16 protein-coding genes and 1 tRNA gene are annotated in these 16,695 nt (G+C 70.8%); 11 read left to right on the forward strand and 6 right to left on the reverse strand.

Annotated features, from left to right (window positions below; translation table 11 throughout):
* Positions 1-4: 4 nt before the first annotated feature.
* Complete coding sequence (locus GGQ63_RS15125; protein ID WP_183857274.1) at positions 5-769, forward strand: FadR/GntR family transcriptional regulator; 765 nt, start codon at positions 5-7, stop codon at positions 767-769.
* Positions 770-1,006: 237 nt separating this feature from the next.
* Here GGQ63_RS15125 and GGQ63_RS15130 read toward each other — a convergent pair whose 3' ends face one another.
* Together GGQ63_RS15130 and GGQ63_RS15135 are read right to left on the reverse strand one after the other, a co-directional pair.
* Positions 1,007-1,903 carry a methylated-DNA--[protein]-cysteine S-methyltransferase gene (locus GGQ63_RS15130; protein ID WP_183857591.1) on the reverse strand — a complete coding sequence of 299 codons (897 nt, stop codon included), beginning with the start codon at positions 1,901-1,903 and terminating at the stop codon, positions 1,007-1,009.
* A gap of 87 nt (positions 1,904-1,990) precedes the next feature.
* On the reverse strand, positions 1,991-2,497 hold the full coding sequence (locus tag GGQ63_RS15135) for a DUF2244 domain-containing protein (RefSeq protein ID WP_246429801.1): 507 nt from the start codon (positions 2,495-2,497) through the stop codon (positions 1,991-1,993).
* Positions 2,498-2,573: 76 nt separating this feature from the next.
* Between GGQ63_RS15135 and nth the strand changes: the two genes are divergently transcribed.
* The 5 genes from nth to GGQ63_RS15160 all read left to right on the forward strand — a co-directional run bounded on the left by nth (position 2,574) and on the right by GGQ63_RS15160 (position 7,039).
* Entirely contained in the window at positions 2,574-3,365 is a 792-nt protein-coding gene (gene nth, locus GGQ63_RS15140) for an endonuclease III (protein WP_183857279.1), read from the forward strand.
* Positions 3,366-3,462: 97 nt separating this feature from the next.
* Entirely contained in the window at positions 3,463-4,386 is a 924-nt protein-coding gene (locus GGQ63_RS15145) for a sugar ABC transporter substrate-binding protein (protein WP_183857281.1), read from the forward strand.
* 142 nt (positions 4,387-4,528) lie between these two features.
* The gene (locus tag GGQ63_RS15150) at positions 4,529-5,458 is read left to right on the forward strand and encodes an ABC transporter permease (RefSeq protein WP_183857283.1); all 930 of its coding nucleotides are present in this window, start codon (positions 4,529-4,531) and stop codon (positions 5,456-5,458) included.
* Positions 5,455-6,915 carry an FGGY family carbohydrate kinase gene (locus GGQ63_RS15155; RefSeq protein WP_183857285.1) on the forward strand — a complete coding sequence of 487 codons (1,461 nt, stop codon included), beginning with the start codon at positions 5,455-5,457 and terminating at the stop codon, positions 6,913-6,915. The genes GGQ63_RS15150 and GGQ63_RS15155 overlap by 4 nt, the downstream gene beginning before the upstream one ends.
* A 48-nt stretch (positions 6,916-6,963) precedes the next feature.
* Positions 6,964-7,039: transfer RNA gene (locus tag GGQ63_RS15160), tRNA-Ala, on the forward strand.
* Between the two features lie 430 nt (positions 7,040-7,469).
* On the opposite strand, the gene GGQ63_RS15165 is transcribed toward GGQ63_RS15160, so the two are convergent.
* A complete protein-coding gene (locus GGQ63_RS15165; protein WP_183857288.1) occupies positions 7,470-8,465 on the reverse strand; it encodes a glycosyltransferase in 996 nt (331 codons plus the stop codon).
* A 238-nt stretch (positions 8,466-8,703) separates the two neighbouring features.
* On the opposite strand from GGQ63_RS15165, the gene GGQ63_RS15170 reads away from it, so the two are divergent.
* From GGQ63_RS15170 to fcl, 3 genes are all read left to right on the forward strand, one after another.
* A complete protein-coding gene (locus GGQ63_RS15170) occupies positions 8,704-10,296 on the forward strand; it encodes a glycosyltransferase (RefSeq protein ID WP_183857290.1) in 1,593 nt (530 codons plus the stop codon).
* Between the two features lie 204 nt (positions 10,297-10,500).
* Complete coding sequence (gene gmd, locus GGQ63_RS15175; protein WP_183857592.1) at positions 10,501-11,544, forward strand: GDP-mannose 4,6-dehydratase; 1,044 nt, start codon at positions 10,501-10,503, stop codon at positions 11,542-11,544.
* 13 nt (positions 11,545-11,557) lie between these two features.
* Positions 11,558-12,496, forward strand: coding sequence for a GDP-L-fucose synthase (fcl, locus tag GGQ63_RS15180; protein WP_183857292.1), 939 nt, complete (start codon positions 11,558-11,560; stop codon positions 12,494-12,496).
* Positions 12,497-12,533: 37 nt separating this feature from the next.
* On the opposite strand, the gene GGQ63_RS15185 is transcribed toward fcl, so the two are convergent.
* From GGQ63_RS15185 to GGQ63_RS15195, 3 genes are read right to left on the reverse strand one after another with little or no spacing between them, the layout of a single operon-like run.
* Complete coding sequence (locus GGQ63_RS15185; protein ID WP_183857294.1) at positions 12,534-13,181, reverse strand: RraA family protein; 648 nt, start codon at positions 13,179-13,181, stop codon at positions 12,534-12,536.
* A gap of 22 nt (positions 13,182-13,203) precedes the next feature.
* Positions 13,204-14,400: a UxaA family hydrolase gene (locus GGQ63_RS15190; protein WP_246429802.1), complete on the reverse strand. Its 1,197-nt coding sequence runs from the start codon at positions 14,398-14,400 to the stop codon at positions 13,204-13,206.
* Positions 14,397-14,741, reverse strand: coding sequence for a UxaA family hydrolase (locus GGQ63_RS15195; protein WP_246429803.1), 345 nt, complete (start codon positions 14,739-14,741; stop codon positions 14,397-14,399). The genes GGQ63_RS15190 and GGQ63_RS15195 overlap by 4 nt, the downstream gene beginning before the upstream one ends.
* A 133-nt stretch (positions 14,742-14,874) precedes the next feature.
* On the opposite strand from GGQ63_RS15195, the gene GGQ63_RS15200 reads away from it, so the two are divergent.
* Positions 14,875-15,555 (forward strand): GntR family transcriptional regulator, encoded by a 681-nt coding sequence (locus GGQ63_RS15200; RefSeq protein WP_183857296.1) that lies wholly within the window; start codon positions 14,875-14,877, stop codon positions 15,553-15,555.
* Positions 15,556-15,647: 92 nt separating this feature from the next.
* Complete coding sequence (locus GGQ63_RS15205; protein ID WP_183857298.1) at positions 15,648-16,658, forward strand: sugar ABC transporter substrate-binding protein; 1,011 nt, start codon at positions 15,648-15,650, stop codon at positions 16,656-16,658.
* Positions 16,659-16,695 lie beyond the last annotated feature (37 nt).

The raw sequence follows: 16,695 nt of genomic DNA on the forward strand, positions 1-16,695 counted from the left end.
GCCGATGGACGAGATCGTCGATCCCCGAAGCGCCGACGGCCCGAGCCTCCCGCTCGCTTCGGGCACGCCGGGCGACGGCGGCCGGATCCACGATCTCGTGGTGCGCACGATCGGCCAGTGGGTGCTCGGCGGATCCTATGCGCCGGGCGCCGTGATGCCGCGCGAGGACGAGCTCTCCGACATGCTGAAGGTCTCCCGCACCACGGTGCGCGAGGCGGTCAAGGTGCTGTCGGCGAAGGGCCTGATCGAGACCCGGCCGCGGATCGGCGTGCGCGTCCGGCCGCGCGACGAATGGCGGCTGCTCGATCCGGCCGTGCTCTCCTGGCACCCCGACATCGGCCGCGACGACGAACTCCTGACCGGGCTCCTCGAGGCGCGGCGGATCATCGAGCCGGCGGCCGCCGAACTCGCCGCCGAGCGGGCGACCGGCGCCGACCTCGCGGCGATCGAGAACGGCTATCTCGGCATGGAGCGCAGCCTGCCCGACGACATCGCCGGCTGCTGCGAGGCCGACCTCGCCTTCCACCGCGGCGTCATCGCGGCGAGCCACAACATCGTGCTGCGCGGCCTGATCGGCACGATCGAGGCGGCGCTCACCGCGACCTTCACGGTGACGACGGAACTGTCGAAGACGCAGGCCGCGACGCTCGCCGTGCATCGCGAGGTGTTCGAGCGCATCCGCATGCGCGACAAGGCGGGCGCCCGCAAGGCGATGAACGAGCTGCTCGACCGCGCCGCCGCCGACCTGCAGGGCGACGCGCTGCGCTAGCGTCCCGCTCGCACGGGGACCGCGATGCTCGATGCGCTCCGTTCGCCCGGGCCGAACGGCCGAACACCATGGCGGACCGACGTCGCGGGGAGCGGCGACGGTCGGGCGGCTCCGGGGCACACCGATCGCGTCACCCCGGACGGCCCGCGGGGAGCGGAGAGGCGCGGTCGCGGCGGACGGTTCGGCCGATCGGGGCGCCACAGGCCGGCCGCCGCCGGGTCCGGCCCCGGCCGGTCTTCAGCCGTCGCGGCCGCTGAAGCCGGCTTCCCAGCCGAGAATGGCGCGCTTGCGGGTCAGGCCCCAGTGATAGCCGGTCAGATCCCCGGATTTGCCGAGCACGCGGTGGCATGGCACGACGAAGGAGATCGGATTCTTGCCGACCGCCGCGCCGACCGCCCGCGCCGCCTTCGGATTCGCGACCCGCTCGGCGATCGCCGAATAGGTCGTCGCCTTGCCGAGCGGGATGGCGAGCAGCGTCTCCCACACCCGCACCTCGAAGTCGGAGCCGATCAGCACCAGCCGCAGCGGCGTATCCGGCCGCCAGCGCTGCGGATCGAAGATGCGCGAGGCATAGGGTGCCGTCGCCTGCTCGTCGCACTCATAGAGGGCGCACGGGAAGCGGCTCTTCATGTCGTCGAGCGCGGTCTGCTCCTGGCCGGGATCGGCGAAGGCGAGGCCGGCGAGCCCGCGATCGGTCGCCATCAGGAGGGCGTAGCCGAAGGGCGAGGCGTGAAAGCCCCATTTGATCGTCACGCCCTCGCCGCGCGCCTTGTAGGCGCCCGGGCTCATCGCCTCATGGGTGACGAAGAGGTCGTGCAGCCGGCCCGGGCCGGAGAGGCCGACCTCATAGCTCGCATCGAGCACCGACACGTCGGCGGCGAGCAGCGCGCGGGCGTGGTCGATCGTCTGCGCCTGGATGAAGGCCTTCGGCGACAGGCCGCACCAGCGGGTGAAGAGTTTCTGCAACGCCAGAGGCGGCATGCCGACATGACCGGCGATCCGCTCGAGCGAGGGCTGCTGGCGCCAATGGGCGATCAGGAACTCGATGGTGCGGCGAACGATCTCGTAGTCGGCGACCGGGCCCTCTGGGACCTGCGGCACGGCGGAGGCGAGCACGGACTGGATGTTGAGCATGGCGTCGGGTCCGGTCATACGATCGATCGTGCCAATCTAGGCGCGCGGGCGCGAGGCCGACACCCGATTCCTGCCGTCCGGCGCGGCTCAGCCGCGGCCGGCCCGCACCGCCGCGAGCGCCCGGTCGAGCGCCGCGACGAAGCCCTCGCGCTCGTCCGGCACAAGGAAGCCGCCGATCGGCAGCCGCCGCCCATGCGAGGCGAGCGCGATCGCCGTGACGCCGAAATGCGGCCGCCGCTCCACCTCGACACGCGCCCAGTAGGGATTGAGCTCGATGGAATGCGCCGCACCGCGCGCGTCCACCCTCGTCACGGTGAGCCGCTCGCGGGTCACCTCGACGATCTCGCGCGCTTCCGCCGCCCGGAAGTTCATCCGGAAGGCCAACTGGATAGCGAGCAGGTCGAGCCCGAAGAAGCCGGCGATCGGCCACGCGCCGAGCGACCAGAACAACAGGCCGCTCGCGAAACAGGTGCCGCCGATGAAGGCGAGCAGCAGGCCGAACTGCCGCGGCGACAACGAGCGATGCGGCCGCAGCACGGCCGCGAAGACCGGCTCTTCCGCGCGAGCCGCATCGGCTCCGTCCTGCTCCGCCATTGCCGTCCCTCCGCAATTCCGGGCCGGGCGCCGAGCTCGCATGGCCGCAGCGCGTGCGCAGAAGTATAGAGGAAGGATGAGCGATTCCGAGTCCTCTCGTCGCCGCACCCCGTCTGCAGCTTCCGCCGCGGCGCGGCCCCGCCGCGCGCGGGCGGCCGCCGCCGCCGAAGGAAAGGCCCCTCGCGCGCGTCGTTCCGGCCTGACCAGGGCCGAGGTCGAAACCGTCTTCGCCCGCTTCGCCGCCGCCGATCCGGAGCCGAAGGGCGAACTCGACTATGTGAACCCCTTCACGCTGCTCGTCGCGGTCGTCCTGTCGGCGCAGGCGACGGACGCCGGCGTCAACAAGGCGACGAAGGCGCTCTTCGCCGCGGCCGACACGCCGCAGAAGATGGTGGCGCTCGGCGAGGACCGTGTGCGCGAGATGATCCGCACCATCGGGCTCTACCGCACCAAGGCGAAGAACGTCATCGCGCTGTCCGAGCGGCTGGTCGCCGAGCACGGCGGCGCCGTGCCCGCGGAGCGCGCCGCGCTCGAGGCGCTGCCCGGCGTCGGCCGCAAGACGGCGAACGTCGTGCTGAACATCGCCTTCGGCGAGCCCACCATCGCCGTCGACACCCATCTCTTCCGGGTCGGCAATCGCACCGGCCTCGCCTCCGGCGCGACGCCGCTCGCGGTCGAGGAGGCGCTGCTGCGCGTCGTGCCGGCGGCCTATCGGCGCCACGCCCATCACTGGCTGATCCTGCAAGGCCGCTATGTCTGCAAGGCCCGGCGGCCGGAATGCTGGCGCTGCCCGATCGCCGATCTCTGCCGGTTCGAGGCGAAGACGCCGCCGCCCGCCGGCGCGATGCCGCTGCGGCCCTATCGCTGAAGCCGCTGCGCCGCTCTTTTTTGCCGCTTAACCCCGGCCCGGTTCGCCGCTAATGTCCCGGCGCCGCGACGGGCGCGGCGGGCAAGGGGGACGATCCATGCGAAACCATCTTCTCGGCGCGGCGGTCGTCGCGACCCTTCTCGGCGCCACGGCGGCCGAGGCGGCCGGCGAGCGCGTCTCGGTGCTCACCCCCTATCTCTCCGCCGTCACGACGGCCGAGATGGCCGAGGCCTTCAAGGCCGAAGCGGCGAAGCACGACTGGTCGGTCGACGTCGTCGATACCGGCGGCGACATGGGCGCGCTGGCGAGCCGCGTCGAGGACGTGACCGCGGCGAAGGTCGCGGCGATCGTGCTGATCTCGATCGATCCGGCGCAGATCCAGGACCAGGTCTCGAAGGCGAAGGCGGCCGGCATTCCGGTGGTGACGATCGACGGCGCCAAGAACGACGCCGTCGCGGTCAACGTCACCTCCGACAATTACGTGCTCGGTGCGACGATGACGAAGTTCCTGTTCGAGCAGATCGGCAACAAGGGCAAGATCGTCCGGCTCTTTCATTCCGCCCATCCGGGTGTGCGTCAGCGCGAGATCGCCCTCGACGATGCGCTGAAGGCCAATCCGGACGTCACCGAGGTCGGCGGACACTATGTCCAGGTGCCGGGCCAGATCGAGGACGCGCGCGCCGCTGTCGACGCGATCCTCCTCGCCAACCCGGCGCCCGACGCGATCAACGCCGTCTGGGCCGCCTGGGACGAGCCGGCGATCGGCGCCGATCTGGCGCTGAAGGCGGCCGGCCGCACCGGCGTCGTCGTCGCGGGCATCGACGGCAACCCGCAGGCGATCGAGCTGATCAAGGCGTGTTCCTCGATCGTCGGCACCGTCCGCCAGGGTTTCGGCCAGATGGCGACGATCGCCGCCGACGAGCTCGCGAAGATCCTTTCCGGCGGCACGCCGGAGAAGAACGAGCTCTACGCCCCCGTCGAGGTGATCACCCGGGAGAGCCTCGGCGTCACCTGCCCGTGATGCCGCCGGCGTCCGGCCGACGCGCCGTTCCGAACCCGCGCCCCTCTCCCCCCTCGGGCGGGAGAGGGGAAGAGGGGGGTGACCGGGAGGGCCGCCGGTCGCCCCGACCCCATCGCCCCGCCCTGCCGAGCCCTCTTTCTCCATGACCCTCCTCCTCCAGCGCTACGGCACGCTCGGCGCCTTTCTCCTTCTCGTCGCCGGCTTCTCGATCGCCGTGCCGCAGGCTTTCGCCTCGACCGCCAACCTGCTCAATCTCCTGCAGCAGGTGACGGTGCTCGCGATCGTCGCCACGGCGGCGACCTTCGTCATGGTGGTGGGGGAGTTCGATCTGTCCGTCGGCTTCGTCGCCTCGCTCGCCGCGGTGCTCGCCTTCGTGCTGTTCGGCGCGGGCGCGCCGGTCTGGCTCGCCATCCTCGCCGGCCTCGCCGCCGGTGCGGCGGCGGGGCTCGCCAACGGCCTCCTCGTCGCCCGGCTCGGCGTGCCGTCCTTCGTCGCCACCCTTGCGGTCGGAACGATCGTCTCGGGCTTCGCCTATTGGGCCTCGGGCGGCTCGAGCCTCTTCTCGGGCGTGCCGCCGAGCTTCACCGCGCTCGGCCGGGCCTCGGTCTATGGCGTGCCCGCGCTGACGCTGTGGATGATCGCCGTGCTCGGTCTCGCCGCGCTGCTGCTCGCCCGCTCCCGCTTCGGCCGCCGGCTGCACGCGATCGGCGACAATGCCGCCGCCGCGCGGCTGGTCGGCCTGCCGGTCGCCCGCGACAGGACGCTCGCCTTCGTGCTCGCCGGCCTCGTCGCGGCCCTCGCCGGCCTGCTGCTCGCCGCGCGGCTCGGCAGCGTCCAGCACACGATGGGCGAGGCCCTGCTCCTGCCGGCCTATGCCGCCGTCTTCATCGGCACGACCGCCTCGCCCCGCGGCATCCCCAACATCCCGGGCACGTTTCTCGGCGTCGCGATCGCCGGGGTGATCGCCAACGGCCTGACGATCATCGGCGTCGAGCCCTTCGTGCAGCGCATGGTGACCGGCGCGATCATCATCGCCGCGGTGCTGATCCGGCGCGCCGGGCGGACCGCATGAGGGCGCCGATCCTCGCTCTCGACGTCGGCTCCTCGGCCTTGAAGGCCGTTCTCTTCGAGACGGACGGCCGTGTCGCGGCGAGCACGGAGGCGGGCTATGAGGGCGTGGACGGTGGCCGCGATCCCGACGCCTGGTGGCGCGCCGCCCGTGCGGCGGTCGCCGCGCTCGGCCGGCCCGCCGTCGCCGCCGTCACGCTCTCCGGGACGATGGAGAACCTGATCCCGGTCGACGCGGCCGGCCGGCCGGTCTGCCCGGCGGTCCCCTATTCCGACCCCTGCGGCGAGCCCTTCCTCGCCGCCGCCGCCGGCCGGCTCGAGGCGCTCGGCGCCGCCGCGCGGATCGGCAATCCGCCCGAGCCGCTGATGACGGCGTTCAAGATCGGCTGGCTCCGCCGGCACGCGCCCGAAGCGCTCGCCGCCGCCGCCTTCCTCCTGCCGGGCGCCAAGGACGCGCTCGCGCTCCGCCTCACCGGCATCGCCGCGACCGACGCCGCGACCGCCACCACCACCGGCCTGATGGCGATCGCCGACCGGCGCTGGGATCCGGAGATCGCCGCCGCACTCGATGTGCCGCTCGACCGGCTGCCGCCGATCCGGCCGGCCGCCGCCGTGCTCGGCGGCATCACCGCGACGGCGGCAGCCGAGATCGGCCTCGCGGCCGGAACGCCGGTCGTCAATGGCTGCGGCGACGGCGCGGCGACGACGCTCGGCTCCGACTGCCACGCCGCCGGCGATGTCAGCCTGCATCTCGGCACCACCGGCTGGCTCGCCCGGGTCGTCGACGATGCGGGCCTCGCCGAGCCGCGCCCGGTCTATCGCCTCGCCCATCCCGCCGAGCGCACCCTCGTCGAGATCACGCCGATCCTCTCCGCCGGCGCAGCGGTCGCCTGGGCGCGGCGCCTGTTCGGTTATGACGGCGAGCGGGCGGAGGCGGAACTCGCTGCGATCGACCGCGCGCCACCCGATCTCCTCTTCCTTCCCTACCTCGCGGGCGAGCGTTTCCCCTTTCTCGACACCGCCGTCCGCGGCGCCTTTCACGGGCTCGACGCGGGCCACGGACCGGCGGACCTCTATTACGCCGTGCTCGAAGGCGTGGCCCTCGCCGTCGAGGCGAATCTCGCCGCCATCGATCCGGCGGGCACCGCCCGGCTCTGTCTCGCGGGCGGCGGCGCGAAGAGCGCCGTCTGGCCGCAGATGATCGCCGACCTGCTCGGCCGGCCGGTCACCATCCCGCACGGGGCGGAGATCGCCACCGCCCGCGGCGCCTTCCTGCTCGCCCGGCGCGCGCTCGGCCTCGTGGCGGAAGACAGCGGCTCGGCGGGCCGAACGGTGGCACCACGTGCTCGGCGCCGCGCCCGGGCGCAGCGCCTCGCGGCCGGCTTCGCGGCCGCGACCGGCTTCGCCCGCGCCTTGAAGATCGCTGCGGACGGGATCGAAACGGCTCCGACGGGTCCTTGACAGCCGTCACCCGTCCACCCTAAATGGCGCCCGTTCGCCAAAGGCGACGGGGCCGTAGCTCAGTTGGGAGAGCGCTGCAATCGCACTGCAGAGGTCAGGGGTTCGACTCCCCTCGGCTCCACCAAGGCGAAGCGCCATTCCTCCGTAAATCTGCGAATTGCGCTCAGCCTCCGGTTGTTTGATCATCGCATCTGACCTTTACCGCCCCCCGCGGATCCCGCGACGGTCGAAGACGCCCTGATGCGTCGAGAGAACCCCCGTCGCGAAACTCCGAGTGCCGGTGTCCCGTATCCGAATGCGTTCCGCGCAATGGGGCATTGCACATCTTCACCCACCGATTCACTCGTGTCGCCATTGGAGCGCGGGACGATCGCCGGCCGGCGCGTGGCGACGTGGCTTCATCCGGACTGCTTCCCGGTTCCGCATGCGCGGAGAATCTCGCGCCGGCGGACCGACGCGCCGCGCGTCCTGATCCGGCACGGCCGTGCTGCCGCGGAGCGTGGTGTCGCTGCGGCGCTTCTCCCGAGCCCCTCGAAACAACCGCAGACCGGCCTTCACATCGGAGCCCGGTCGGGTGTCGGGACGGCGCCCTGCGGCTCCGTCTTCGGGCAATCGTCCGCCCGGTAGCGGCCGGCGAGGCGCAGCCGCAAGGTCCATTCGGCGGCGCGCAGCGCGACCGCGCGATGGACGGTCCGCCAGTGCTTGGGTCGGCCGAGCATCAGGCCGAACACCCGGCGTTGCGCCAGATCCAGACGGCGAAGCAGGGATTTTCGCACCCTCGGCCGCTCGAGGCGGAACTCGGCCGGGAGAAAGCGGCGGAACACGAAGCGGAACGGCGTCTCTTCGCGCCAAGGCTTGGCCTGCCCGCAGAAATGAACGATCGCCGGGGCGCGCGGTCTGAGATGGCGGGGATACTCGTGAAAGCGGTTGACGTGGAAGTTCCAGCACCGGCCGAGACGATGGACCTCGCCGCGCAGGATCCCGTTGATGATCGACTGATCCTCGGCATTGTGGGTCGGGTCCGCCAGCATCGCCAGCGCCCGCCGCGCCGCGCCGCTGCGGCGCCAGGCCTCGAGATCCATGACCATGACGCCGCTGTTGACGTAATCCCCCGGCCGGCACCCCGTGGCGGCGAGTTCGTGGCCGAGGATGAAGTCATCCGGCACGGCCGCGACGAGCCGGCCGCCGAGGTCGACCTCCCAGAGCGGGCGCAGATCGGAGAGCACGATGGTGTCGGCATCGAGCCAGAGCACGCGCTTCCGGTCGGGCAGCAGATCGGGCAGGAACAGGCGCGCATAGGCCGCGCGCGACAGGTGCGGCGACCTCAGGGGCGTGTCCGCCACCCGGTCGGGATCGAAAGGGATCAGTTCTACGGAGAGCCCGAGACGATCGGCATGAGCCCGGATCGTCGCCTCCTCCGCGTGCGACAGGCCGACGGCCAGGACGACGACGCGGGTGCCGCCCGCCGCCCGGGCGAGAGAGCCGAGCATGGCGACGAGCGGCAGGATCGCCGCCGCATCCGCTGCGGTGGCGACCAGCGGATACGGCACGCCGCTCCCGCCATCCGTGCGCCGCGCCGCACCTCCACGCGCTCCGGTCACAGCGGTACCGACCCCGAAGGGGAGACGCCACCCCCGCACCACCCGTGGCGGCCACGCGCCGCCCCGACGCGATACCGCTGCGCCCCGCGAGCCGCGGAGCCCACCCGACGGTGCGGATAGGCGACAGGCAGCGACGGAACCGCGCCGGTCGGCTCCGGAACACAGCCCCTCTTTCGACGGACGAGAAATGGCATCGATCCCCCGCTCCGGAATCCCGCGCATCATCCACCAGACGTGGCGCGACCGACGGATCCCCGAGGGTCTCGGATATCCGAAGAGCTGGATCGACAGCAATCCGGATTGGACCTATCGCTTCTGGACCGACGAAGATCTGCTCGCCTTTTTCCGCACCGAGCGTCCCGATCTTCTCGACCTCTATCTCGCCTATCCGAAAGGCGTCCAGCGCGCCGATCTCGCCCGCTACTGCCTCCTCGAGCGCTATGGCGGGCTCTATGCCGACATCGATACGCGCTGCGTCGGCTCGCTCGAACCCATCGCCGGCGATCACCGCGTGGTCCTGTGCGAGGAGCCGGAGGCCCATTGGGGGCCGGCGATCGCGCGCGGGCTGCCGCGCCTGTGGTTCAACGGCACCATGGCGAGCCCGCCCGGCCACCCGCTGTGGGGTCGGGTGATCGAGCTCTGCCGGCGGATGGCCGATCGCCGCGATGGCGATGTGCTCGACAATACCGGGCCGCTGATCCTCAGCGCCGTGGTCGAACGCTGGCCCGATCCGAACGAGCTGGCGCTCAACGGCTGCGCGCTGTTCGCCGACATCGACGCCTATGGCAAGCCGCCCTCCCGGGCGCCCTGGGGGCCGTTCGGCGACCGCACCATCTCCACCCATCTGTGGCGCGGCACCTGGTACGAGACCCATCAGGAGCGCTGGCGCGCCCGCAAGATCGGCCGGCTGCGCCAGATGCGCGACGCGCTCTTCGGCGGGCCGCGGATCGATCCGGCGGCCGCCGCGGCGGGGATCGACGCCGAGCTTCTCGCGCGGCCCATTGCCGCGAGCGACGGGTCGGCCTCGGTGCTCGTGCTCCTCGATCTCGGAGCGGCGGGATCGGATCCGGAACGTGCCTTCGCGCTTCTCGCCGCGCTCGACTATCCGAAGGATCGCTTGCACATCCGGCTCTATGGCGGCGGCGCGGCGGGCGGCTGGACGACGCCGCCCGGCGGGTCGGGCGGACCGTTCGGGTCCGCCGCGGCGCTGTCGGGGGCGGCCGGCCGGCCGCGCTCCCGCCGTGCGGCGCTGCGGGAAGGCCGGTCGAAGGAGCGCAACGCGGCGCTGCGCGCAGCCCTCACCGCCGAACATGACTGGGTGCTGTGGCTCGATGCGAGCCTCCTGCACTATCCGCCGGACACGCTCCGGCGCCTGATGGCGGCGCAGGCGAAGATCGTCGTGCCTCATTGCGTCGGTCGGGCCGGCGGACCGAGCCTCGACCGGAGCACCTTCCTCGAGGTCTATCGGCCGACGCGGGCCGAGTTCTACGAGCACGTCAGGAGCGGCGTGCTGAGGCCGCCGGCCGACTGGTGGTACCGCCGCCACCTGCACGACCTGCGCTATCTCGATCGCGTGCCGCTCCACGGCGTCGGCGCGGTGATGCTGCTGGTCGACGTATCCTGCCACCGCGCCGGCCTGCTCTTTCCCGAGCTTCCCTACCGGCATCGTGCGGAGAGCGAGGGCTTCGGCCTGCTGGCGCGCGATCTCGGCATCGTGCCCGTCGGTCTGCCGAACCTGGAAGTCGAGAGAGACCCCGCACCGGCCCGGACCGCGCCGTGATCCGCGGCGCGCCGGGAAGGAGACGCGAGTTCTGGACAAGGCCGCGCAAACCTTCGATATGGTCGGAGCCGGATCGGTCCGCCCGCGCCGGCGGCCGTGCGGCGGCGGCGGTGCGGCGGCGGCGGTGCGGTGGTCGTCGGCCCGAGGCGCGGGTTTCTCCATGGGACGGGAGTTCGTGTGAGCCATCAAGGAAAGGTCGCGCTGATGACCGGCGTGACGGGGCAGGACGGCGCCTATCTGGCCCGCCTGCTCCTGCAGAAGGGCTATGTCGTCCATGGCATCAAGCGCCGTTCGTCTTCCTTCAACACGCAGCGGGTCGAGGACATCTATCAGGACCCGCATGTCGAGGGCGCCCGCTTCGTCCTGCATTACGGCGACCTCACCGACACGACCAGCCTGATGCGGGTGATCGAACAGGCCGCGCCGGACGAGATCTACAATCTGGGGGCGCAGAGCCATGTCCGCGTCTCCTTCGAGGCGCCGGAATATACGGCCAATGTCGACGCGCTCGGCACGCTCCGCCTGCTCGAGGGGATCCGCATCCTCGGCCTCGCCGAGCGCGTACGCTTCTACCAGGCCTCGACCTCGGAGCTCTACGGCCTGGTGCAGGAGACGCCGCAGCGCGAGACGACGCCGTTCTACCCGCGCTCGCCCTATGCGGTCGCCAAGCAGTTCGCCTTCTGGAGCGTCGTCAATTATCGCGAGGCCTATGGGATGCACGCCTCGAACGGCATCCTCTTCAACCATGAGAGCCCGCTGCGCGGCGAGACCTTCGTCACCCGCAAGATCACCCGCGCCGCGGCCGCGATCGCGCTCGGCCGCCAGGACCGGCTCTATCTCGGCAATCTCGACGCGGAACGCGACTGGGGCCATGCGCGCGACTATGTCGAGGCGATGTGGCTGATGGTGCAGCAGGACGAGCCCGACGACTATGTCGTCGCCACCGGCACCAAGACCTCGGTGCGGCAGTTCGCCGAATGGGCCTTCGCCGAGACCGGCGTGACGCTCGCCTGGCGCGGCACCGGCGTCGAGGAGAAGGGCTATGATGCCGCCAGCGGGCGCTGCCTGGTCGAGATCGATCCGCGCTATTTCCGCCCGACCGAAGTCGACCTTCTGCTCGGCGATGCCGCCAAGGCCCGTCAGAAGCTCGGCTGGCGGCCGACCGTCACGGTGCAGGAACTGGCCGCCGAAATGGTGCGCGCCGACCTGAAGGTGATGGCGAGCGATCCCGTGATGAACGACGCATAGGCGGCGGTTTCGGATGAGCTACGATCTCGGCGGCAAGCGGGTCTGGGTGGCGGGCCATCGCGGCATGGTCGGTGCGGCGGTCGTGCGCCGGCTCGAACGCGAGGATTGCCACGTCCTCACCGCCGGCCGCGAGAGGGTGGACCTCACCCGCCAGGCCGAGGTCGAGGCCTTCATGGCGGCGGCGCGGCCGGATGCCGTGGTGATCGCCGCGGCGAAGGTGGGCGGCATCCTCGCGAACGACAGTGCGCCGGCCGACTTCCTCTATCTCAACCTGATGATCGAGGCGAACGTCGTCGAGGCGGCGCATCGGACCGGTGTCGAGAAACTGCTCTTCCTCGGCTCCTCCTGCATCTATCCGAAGTTCGCACCGCAGCCGATCCCGGAATCGGCGATGCTGACCGGCCCGCTCGAGCCGACCAATGAATGGTATGCGGTGGCGAAGATCGCCGGCATCAAGCTCGCGCAGGCCTATCGGCGGCAGCACGGCCGCGACTTCATCTCGGCCATGCCGACCAATCTCTACGGTCCGGGCGACAATTTCGACCTCGCCTCCAGCCATGTCATGCCGGCGCTGATCCGCAAGGCGCACGAGGCCAAACAGCGCGGCGACGCGGCGATCACGGTATGGGGCAGCGGCACGCCCCGGCGCGAATTCCTGCACGTCGACGACTGCGCCGATGCGCTCGTCTTCCTGCTGCGGCACTATTCGGAGGCCGAGCACGTCAATGTCGGCTCGGGCACGGATCTGTCGATCCTCGAACTGACCGAACTCGTCTGCCGCGTCGTCGGCTTCGAGGGCCGGATCGAACACGACCTCTCGAAGCCGGACGGAACGCCGCGCAAGCTGATGGATTCGGGCCGCCTCGCCGGGCTCGGCTGGCGTCCTTCCATTCCGCTCGAGGACGGCGTCGCCGCGACCTATCGCTGGTTCCTCGACAACGCCGCCGGCTGAGCCGTCGCCGCCCGGTCGAGCCGGGCGGCGGGATCGCTCAGAACTTGCCGTAGCGCAGATAGGCCTCTTGCGGGTCGACGCCCTCGAGAATCGCCTTGCGGACGAGATTCTCGGTGCCGATCGCCACTTCCGCCTTCTCGATCACCGCCTCGACGATCGCGGCGGGGACGCGGATGGCGCCGTCGCGGTCGGCGACCATGTAGTCGCCGGACCGGATCTCGACATCGCCGATCGTGATCGGCACCTCGGTCGCCTTCGGAAGCCACCAGCTGACGATGTCGCGCGGGGTGAAGCCGCGCGACCACGCCTGGAAGCCGATCTCGAGCAGGAAGTCGACGTCGCGGATATAGCCGTCGACGATGCAGCCGCGCACGCCCTTGTTCTTCAGCGTCTCGGCGGACAGCTCGCCCATATGGGCGACGATCCGGTCGTTCGGCTGGCAGACCCAGATCGAGCCCCTCGGCGCCTTCGACAGAAGGCCGGTCCAGGCGAGCAGCGTGTCGTGCGCCGCCGCGCTCGCATCGGTCATGCCCTCGATCGTGAAGGCGGGTCCGGCGATCCGCTTCTCCGGCAGGATCGGCCGCAACTCGGCCGGCAGGGTGAAGTCCTTCAGTCCCATCGCCCGCATGACGTCGTGCACGACGCCGGTGTAGCAGGCGGCGAGCCTGTCCGCAGTCTCCGTCATTGTTCCTCCCGGAATGGTTTTCTCACGCCGCCGGCAGGCAGGCCGGGCCGATCGGCTCGAAACTCTTATAGGTGAGAACGAATTCCTGATGGGCCAATTCTTCCGAACGGGTGCGGCCGCCGGCGGCGAGGCCGATGACGAGATCGCGGATCTCGGCGCCGACCTCGTCGAGGGTCGCGCGGCCCTCGATGATCCGGCCGGCATCGACGTCCATGTCGTCCTCCATCCGGCGATAGGTCTCCGGATTGGCGCAAATCTTGACCACCGGCGAGATCGCCGAGCCGACCACCGAGCCGCGCCCGGTGACGAACAGCACGGCATGGCTGCCGCAGGCGATCAACTCGGCGATCTCGGCATTGTCGTTGATGTTGGGGAAGCCCCAGCGCACCTCGCCGTCCGGCACCACGTCGAGCAGATAGAGCCCGCCCCTCGGCGGCAGGTCGCCGGGCTTGATCAGGCCGGAGATCGGCGAGGCTCCCGATTTCGCGTATGCCCCCATCGATTTCTCCTCGATCGTCGAGAGCCCGCCCTCGGCATTGCCGGCTGCGAAGGAGCCGTAGCCGAGCGTCGCGTAATAGCGGGCCGCCTTGGCGACCGAGGCTTCGAGTTCCCGGCCGAGTTCCGGCGTCGCGGCGCGCGCCGCCATGATGTGCTCGCAGCCGATCAGCTCGCCGGTCTCCTCGAAGATGCAGGCCGCCCCCGCCTCGACCAGCATGTCGAAGGCGCGGCCCGCGGCGGGATTGCCGGAAATGCCAGACGTTCCGTCCGAGCCGCCGCACACCGTGCCGATCACCAGTTCGGAAACGTCCATCGGCACGGTCGGCGCCGCGTCGAGCGCCGCGCGCTGCGCGGCGACGAAGGCGCGGCCGGCGGCGATCGACTTCCGCGTCCCGCCCGTGCCCTGGATGACGATCGTCTCGACCGGCCGGCCGGTCGCCCGCACGGCCCGTTCGAGCGCGCGCTTGTCGAAGCTCTCGCAGCCGAGCGAGACGAGGAGCACGGCGCCGACATTGGGGTGCGTGCAGAGCCGCTCCATCATCCGCTCCGCATAGGCGTTCGGATAGCAGCCGGGGAAGCCGATGACGTGCACGCCCTCCTCGCGAAAGGGCAGCGCGATCTCGCGCGCGACGTGATGCGCACATTCGACCAGGTAGCCGACCACCACCGTGTTCCGGATGCCCTTGCGTCCGTCCGAACGCAGCCAGCCGCGCATCGTCATCGACCCGCCTCCCCGCCGAGCAGGTGATAGGTCGGCGTGTAGTCGCTCTTCACATTGTGGACGTGGACATGCGCGCCGAGATCGATCGCTACGGTCGCGGTGCCGATCGGCGCGCCGTATTTGACGATCTTCTCGCCGGCCGCGATCGGCCGCCGGGCGATCTTGTGGCCGAGCGGCAGATCGGCCGGCACCGGGACGGGGACGCCGCCGCCGACCCGGATCGTCTCGCCGGCCGGAATGCGGGCGCGTACCACGAGCACATTGTCCGACGGATCGAGCAGAAGCAGCCGCCCGTCCGTATCCTCCGCCCGCCCTTCCAGCACGGCCCGAGACATCGCCATTGCCGCCGGCCCTCCCAAGCCGTGTCGGGCACCGCCCGGCGCCTCCAGTCATAGCCGCCCCGTTCGGATTTTCTACAAAAAATTTTCTATTGGATATCTTGCACCGCGCGCCCGGCCGTGGAAACGTCCGGCCATGAAGAAGCTGAAGGGCGCCACCTTGGCCGAGCAGGCTTACGAGGAACTGCGGAGCCAGATCGTCTCGGGTCGTCTGCCGGCCGGGCAGAGGCTCGCCCCCGATCAGCTCGCCGATGCGCTCGGCATCAGCCAGACGCCGGTCAAGGAGGCGATCGCGCTCCTCGAACGCGACGGGCTGGTGGTGGGCGAGGCCCGGCGCGGTACCACGGTGCGCCAGTTCGCTCCGGCCGACATCGAGGAGGTGTTCGAGGCCCGAACCCTGCTCGAGCTCCACGCCGTCCGGCGGGCGATGGCGGCCGGCCGGATCACGCCGGCCTTCGTCGCGCGGTTGCGCGCCGTGCTCGAGGCGCACATCGCCGAGGTGATGAAGCAGACCGAGGACGGGCTCGCCGCCGCGATCGCCCTCGACCGCGAGTTTCACGAGCTGATCGTCGAGCGGGGCGGCAACGAGACGATCGCCGGCTGGCACAGCGTGATCCAGCGCCAGACCCAGACGATCAAGAACTTCACGCTCAAGACCTACACGCTCGAGCGGACCATGCAGGAGCACACGGCGATCGTGGAGGCGCTCGCCGGCGGCGATGCGGAGGCGGCGGCGGATGCGCTGCGCTTCCATCTCGAGAAGAGCCGCGACGCGATGCTGTCGCGCGCGGCGGAGGAGGTGCCGGCCCGCGCGTGACGGCGGGAGGCCGGAGAACGGCCGCGGCGGAAGACCCCCGGGAGAGAGGGTGCCGCGGAACGAGAAGTCGGACAATGGGAGGAGACCCGTCCATGAAGACCATGATCAAGGCCGCGCTCGCCGCGGCGCTGTTTGCCGGCGTCGCCGGCGCGCTGCCCGCCCGGGCCGAGGAAGGCAAGGTGGCGCTCGACCTGACGACGCTCACCTCGCCGTTCTGGACCTCCTACCATCGCTATGTGATGGAAGAGGCGAAGAAGCAGGGCGTCGAGATGCTCGAGCCCTTCAATTCCGAATTCGACACGGCGAAGCAGATCACCGGCGTGCAGAACGCGCTCGCCCTCGGCGCCAAGGGAATCATCTTCTCGCCCTTCGAATCGGCGGCCGCCGGCAATGTGCTGAAGGCGGCGGAGAAGGCCGGTGCGGTCGTCGTCGCCGTCGACGTGGCGCCCGACAACGGCCCGGTCGCGATCGTCGTGCGCGCCAACAACATCGCCTATGGCGAGAAGGCCTGCCACTATATCGGCGAGCATGTCGCCGAAGGTCCGGTCGTGCAGATCATGGGTGATCAGGCCTCGATCAACGGCCGCGACCGCGGCGTCGGCTTCCGCGACTGCATCACCAAGAACTATCCGAAGCTGAAACTGCTCGAGGTGCCGACCAAGGCGTGGTCGGGCGAGGACGCGGCGGCCGGTCTCGACGCGCTGCTCAATTCGACGCCGGACCTCAAGGCGATCTACATGCACGCCGGCGGCGTGTTCCTTGCGCCGACGCTGCAGACGCTGAAGCGCAAGGGCCTCCTCAAGACGACCGGCGAGGAGGGCCACATCGTCATCGTCTCGAATGACGGCATCCCGCAGGAATTCGACGCGATCCGCAAGGGCGAGATCGACGCCACCGTCTCGCAGCCGGCCGACCTCTATGCCAAGTACGGCATCCAGTATGTGAAGGAGGCGATGGCGGGCAAGACCTTCGCGCCCGGCCCGACCGACCACGACTCGACCATTCTCGAGGTCCGGCCCGGCGTGCTCGAGGACCAGCTGCCGGCGCCGCTGGTGACGAAGGAAAACGTCGACGACAAGTCCTTCTGGGCGAACCAGCTCTGATCGCCGGGGGCGGGTCCTCGCGAGGGACCCGCCCCTT

The sequence above is a fragment of the Prosthecomicrobium pneumaticum genome (assembly GCF_014199915.1).
In the GTDB taxonomy this organism is placed as follows: Bacteria; Pseudomonadota; Alphaproteobacteria; order Rhizobiales; family Kaistiaceae; genus Prosthecomicrobium; species Prosthecomicrobium pneumaticum.

Excerpts from the sequence above, each read along its gene's own strand:
- GGQ63_RS15125 (WP_183857274.1), top strand. The coding sequence starts at position 5 with ATGGACGAGATCGTCGATCCCCGAAGCGCCGACGGCCCGAGCCTCCCG.
- GGQ63_RS15130 (WP_183857591.1), bottom strand. The coding sequence starts at position 1,903 with ATGCTCAACATCCAGTCCGTGCTCGCCTCCGCCGTGCCGCAGGTCCCA.
- GGQ63_RS15135 (WP_246429801.1), bottom strand. The coding sequence starts at position 2,497 with ATGGCGGAGCAGGACGGAGCCGATGCGGCTCGCGCGGAAGAGCCGGTC.
- nth (WP_183857279.1), top strand. The coding sequence starts at position 2,574 with ATGAGCGATTCCGAGTCCTCTCGTCGCCGCACCCCGTCTGCAGCTTCC.
- GGQ63_RS15145 (WP_183857281.1), top strand. The coding sequence starts at position 3,463 with ATGCGAAACCATCTTCTCGGCGCGGCGGTCGTCGCGACCCTTCTCGGC.
- GGQ63_RS15150 (WP_183857283.1), top strand. The coding sequence starts at position 4,529 with ATGACCCTCCTCCTCCAGCGCTACGGCACGCTCGGCGCCTTTCTCCTT.
- GGQ63_RS15155 (WP_183857285.1), top strand. The coding sequence starts at position 5,455 with ATGAGGGCGCCGATCCTCGCTCTCGACGTCGGCTCCTCGGCCTTGAAG.
- GGQ63_RS15170 (WP_183857290.1), top strand. The coding sequence starts at position 8,704 with ATGGCATCGATCCCCCGCTCCGGAATCCCGCGCATCATCCACCAGACG.
- gmd (WP_183857592.1), top strand. The coding sequence starts at position 10,501 with ATGACCGGCGTGACGGGGCAGGACGGCGCCTATCTGGCCCGCCTGCTC.
- fcl (WP_183857292.1), top strand. The coding sequence starts at position 11,558 with ATGAGCTACGATCTCGGCGGCAAGCGGGTCTGGGTGGCGGGCCATCGC.
- GGQ63_RS15185 (WP_183857294.1), bottom strand. The coding sequence starts at position 13,181 with ATGACGGAGACTGCGGACAGGCTCGCCGCCTGCTACACCGGCGTCGTG.
- GGQ63_RS15190 (WP_246429802.1), bottom strand. The coding sequence starts at position 14,400 with ATGACGATGCGCGGCTGGCTGCGTTCGGACGGACGCAAGGGCATCCGG.
- GGQ63_RS15195 (WP_246429803.1), bottom strand. The coding sequence starts at position 14,741 with ATGGCGATGTCTCGGGCCGTGCTGGAAGGGCGGGCGGAGGATACGGAC.
- GGQ63_RS15200 (WP_183857296.1), top strand. The coding sequence starts at position 14,875 with ATGAAGAAGCTGAAGGGCGCCACCTTGGCCGAGCAGGCTTACGAGGAA.
- GGQ63_RS15205 (WP_183857298.1), top strand. The coding sequence starts at position 15,648 with ATGAAGACCATGATCAAGGCCGCGCTCGCCGCGGCGCTGTTTGCCGGC.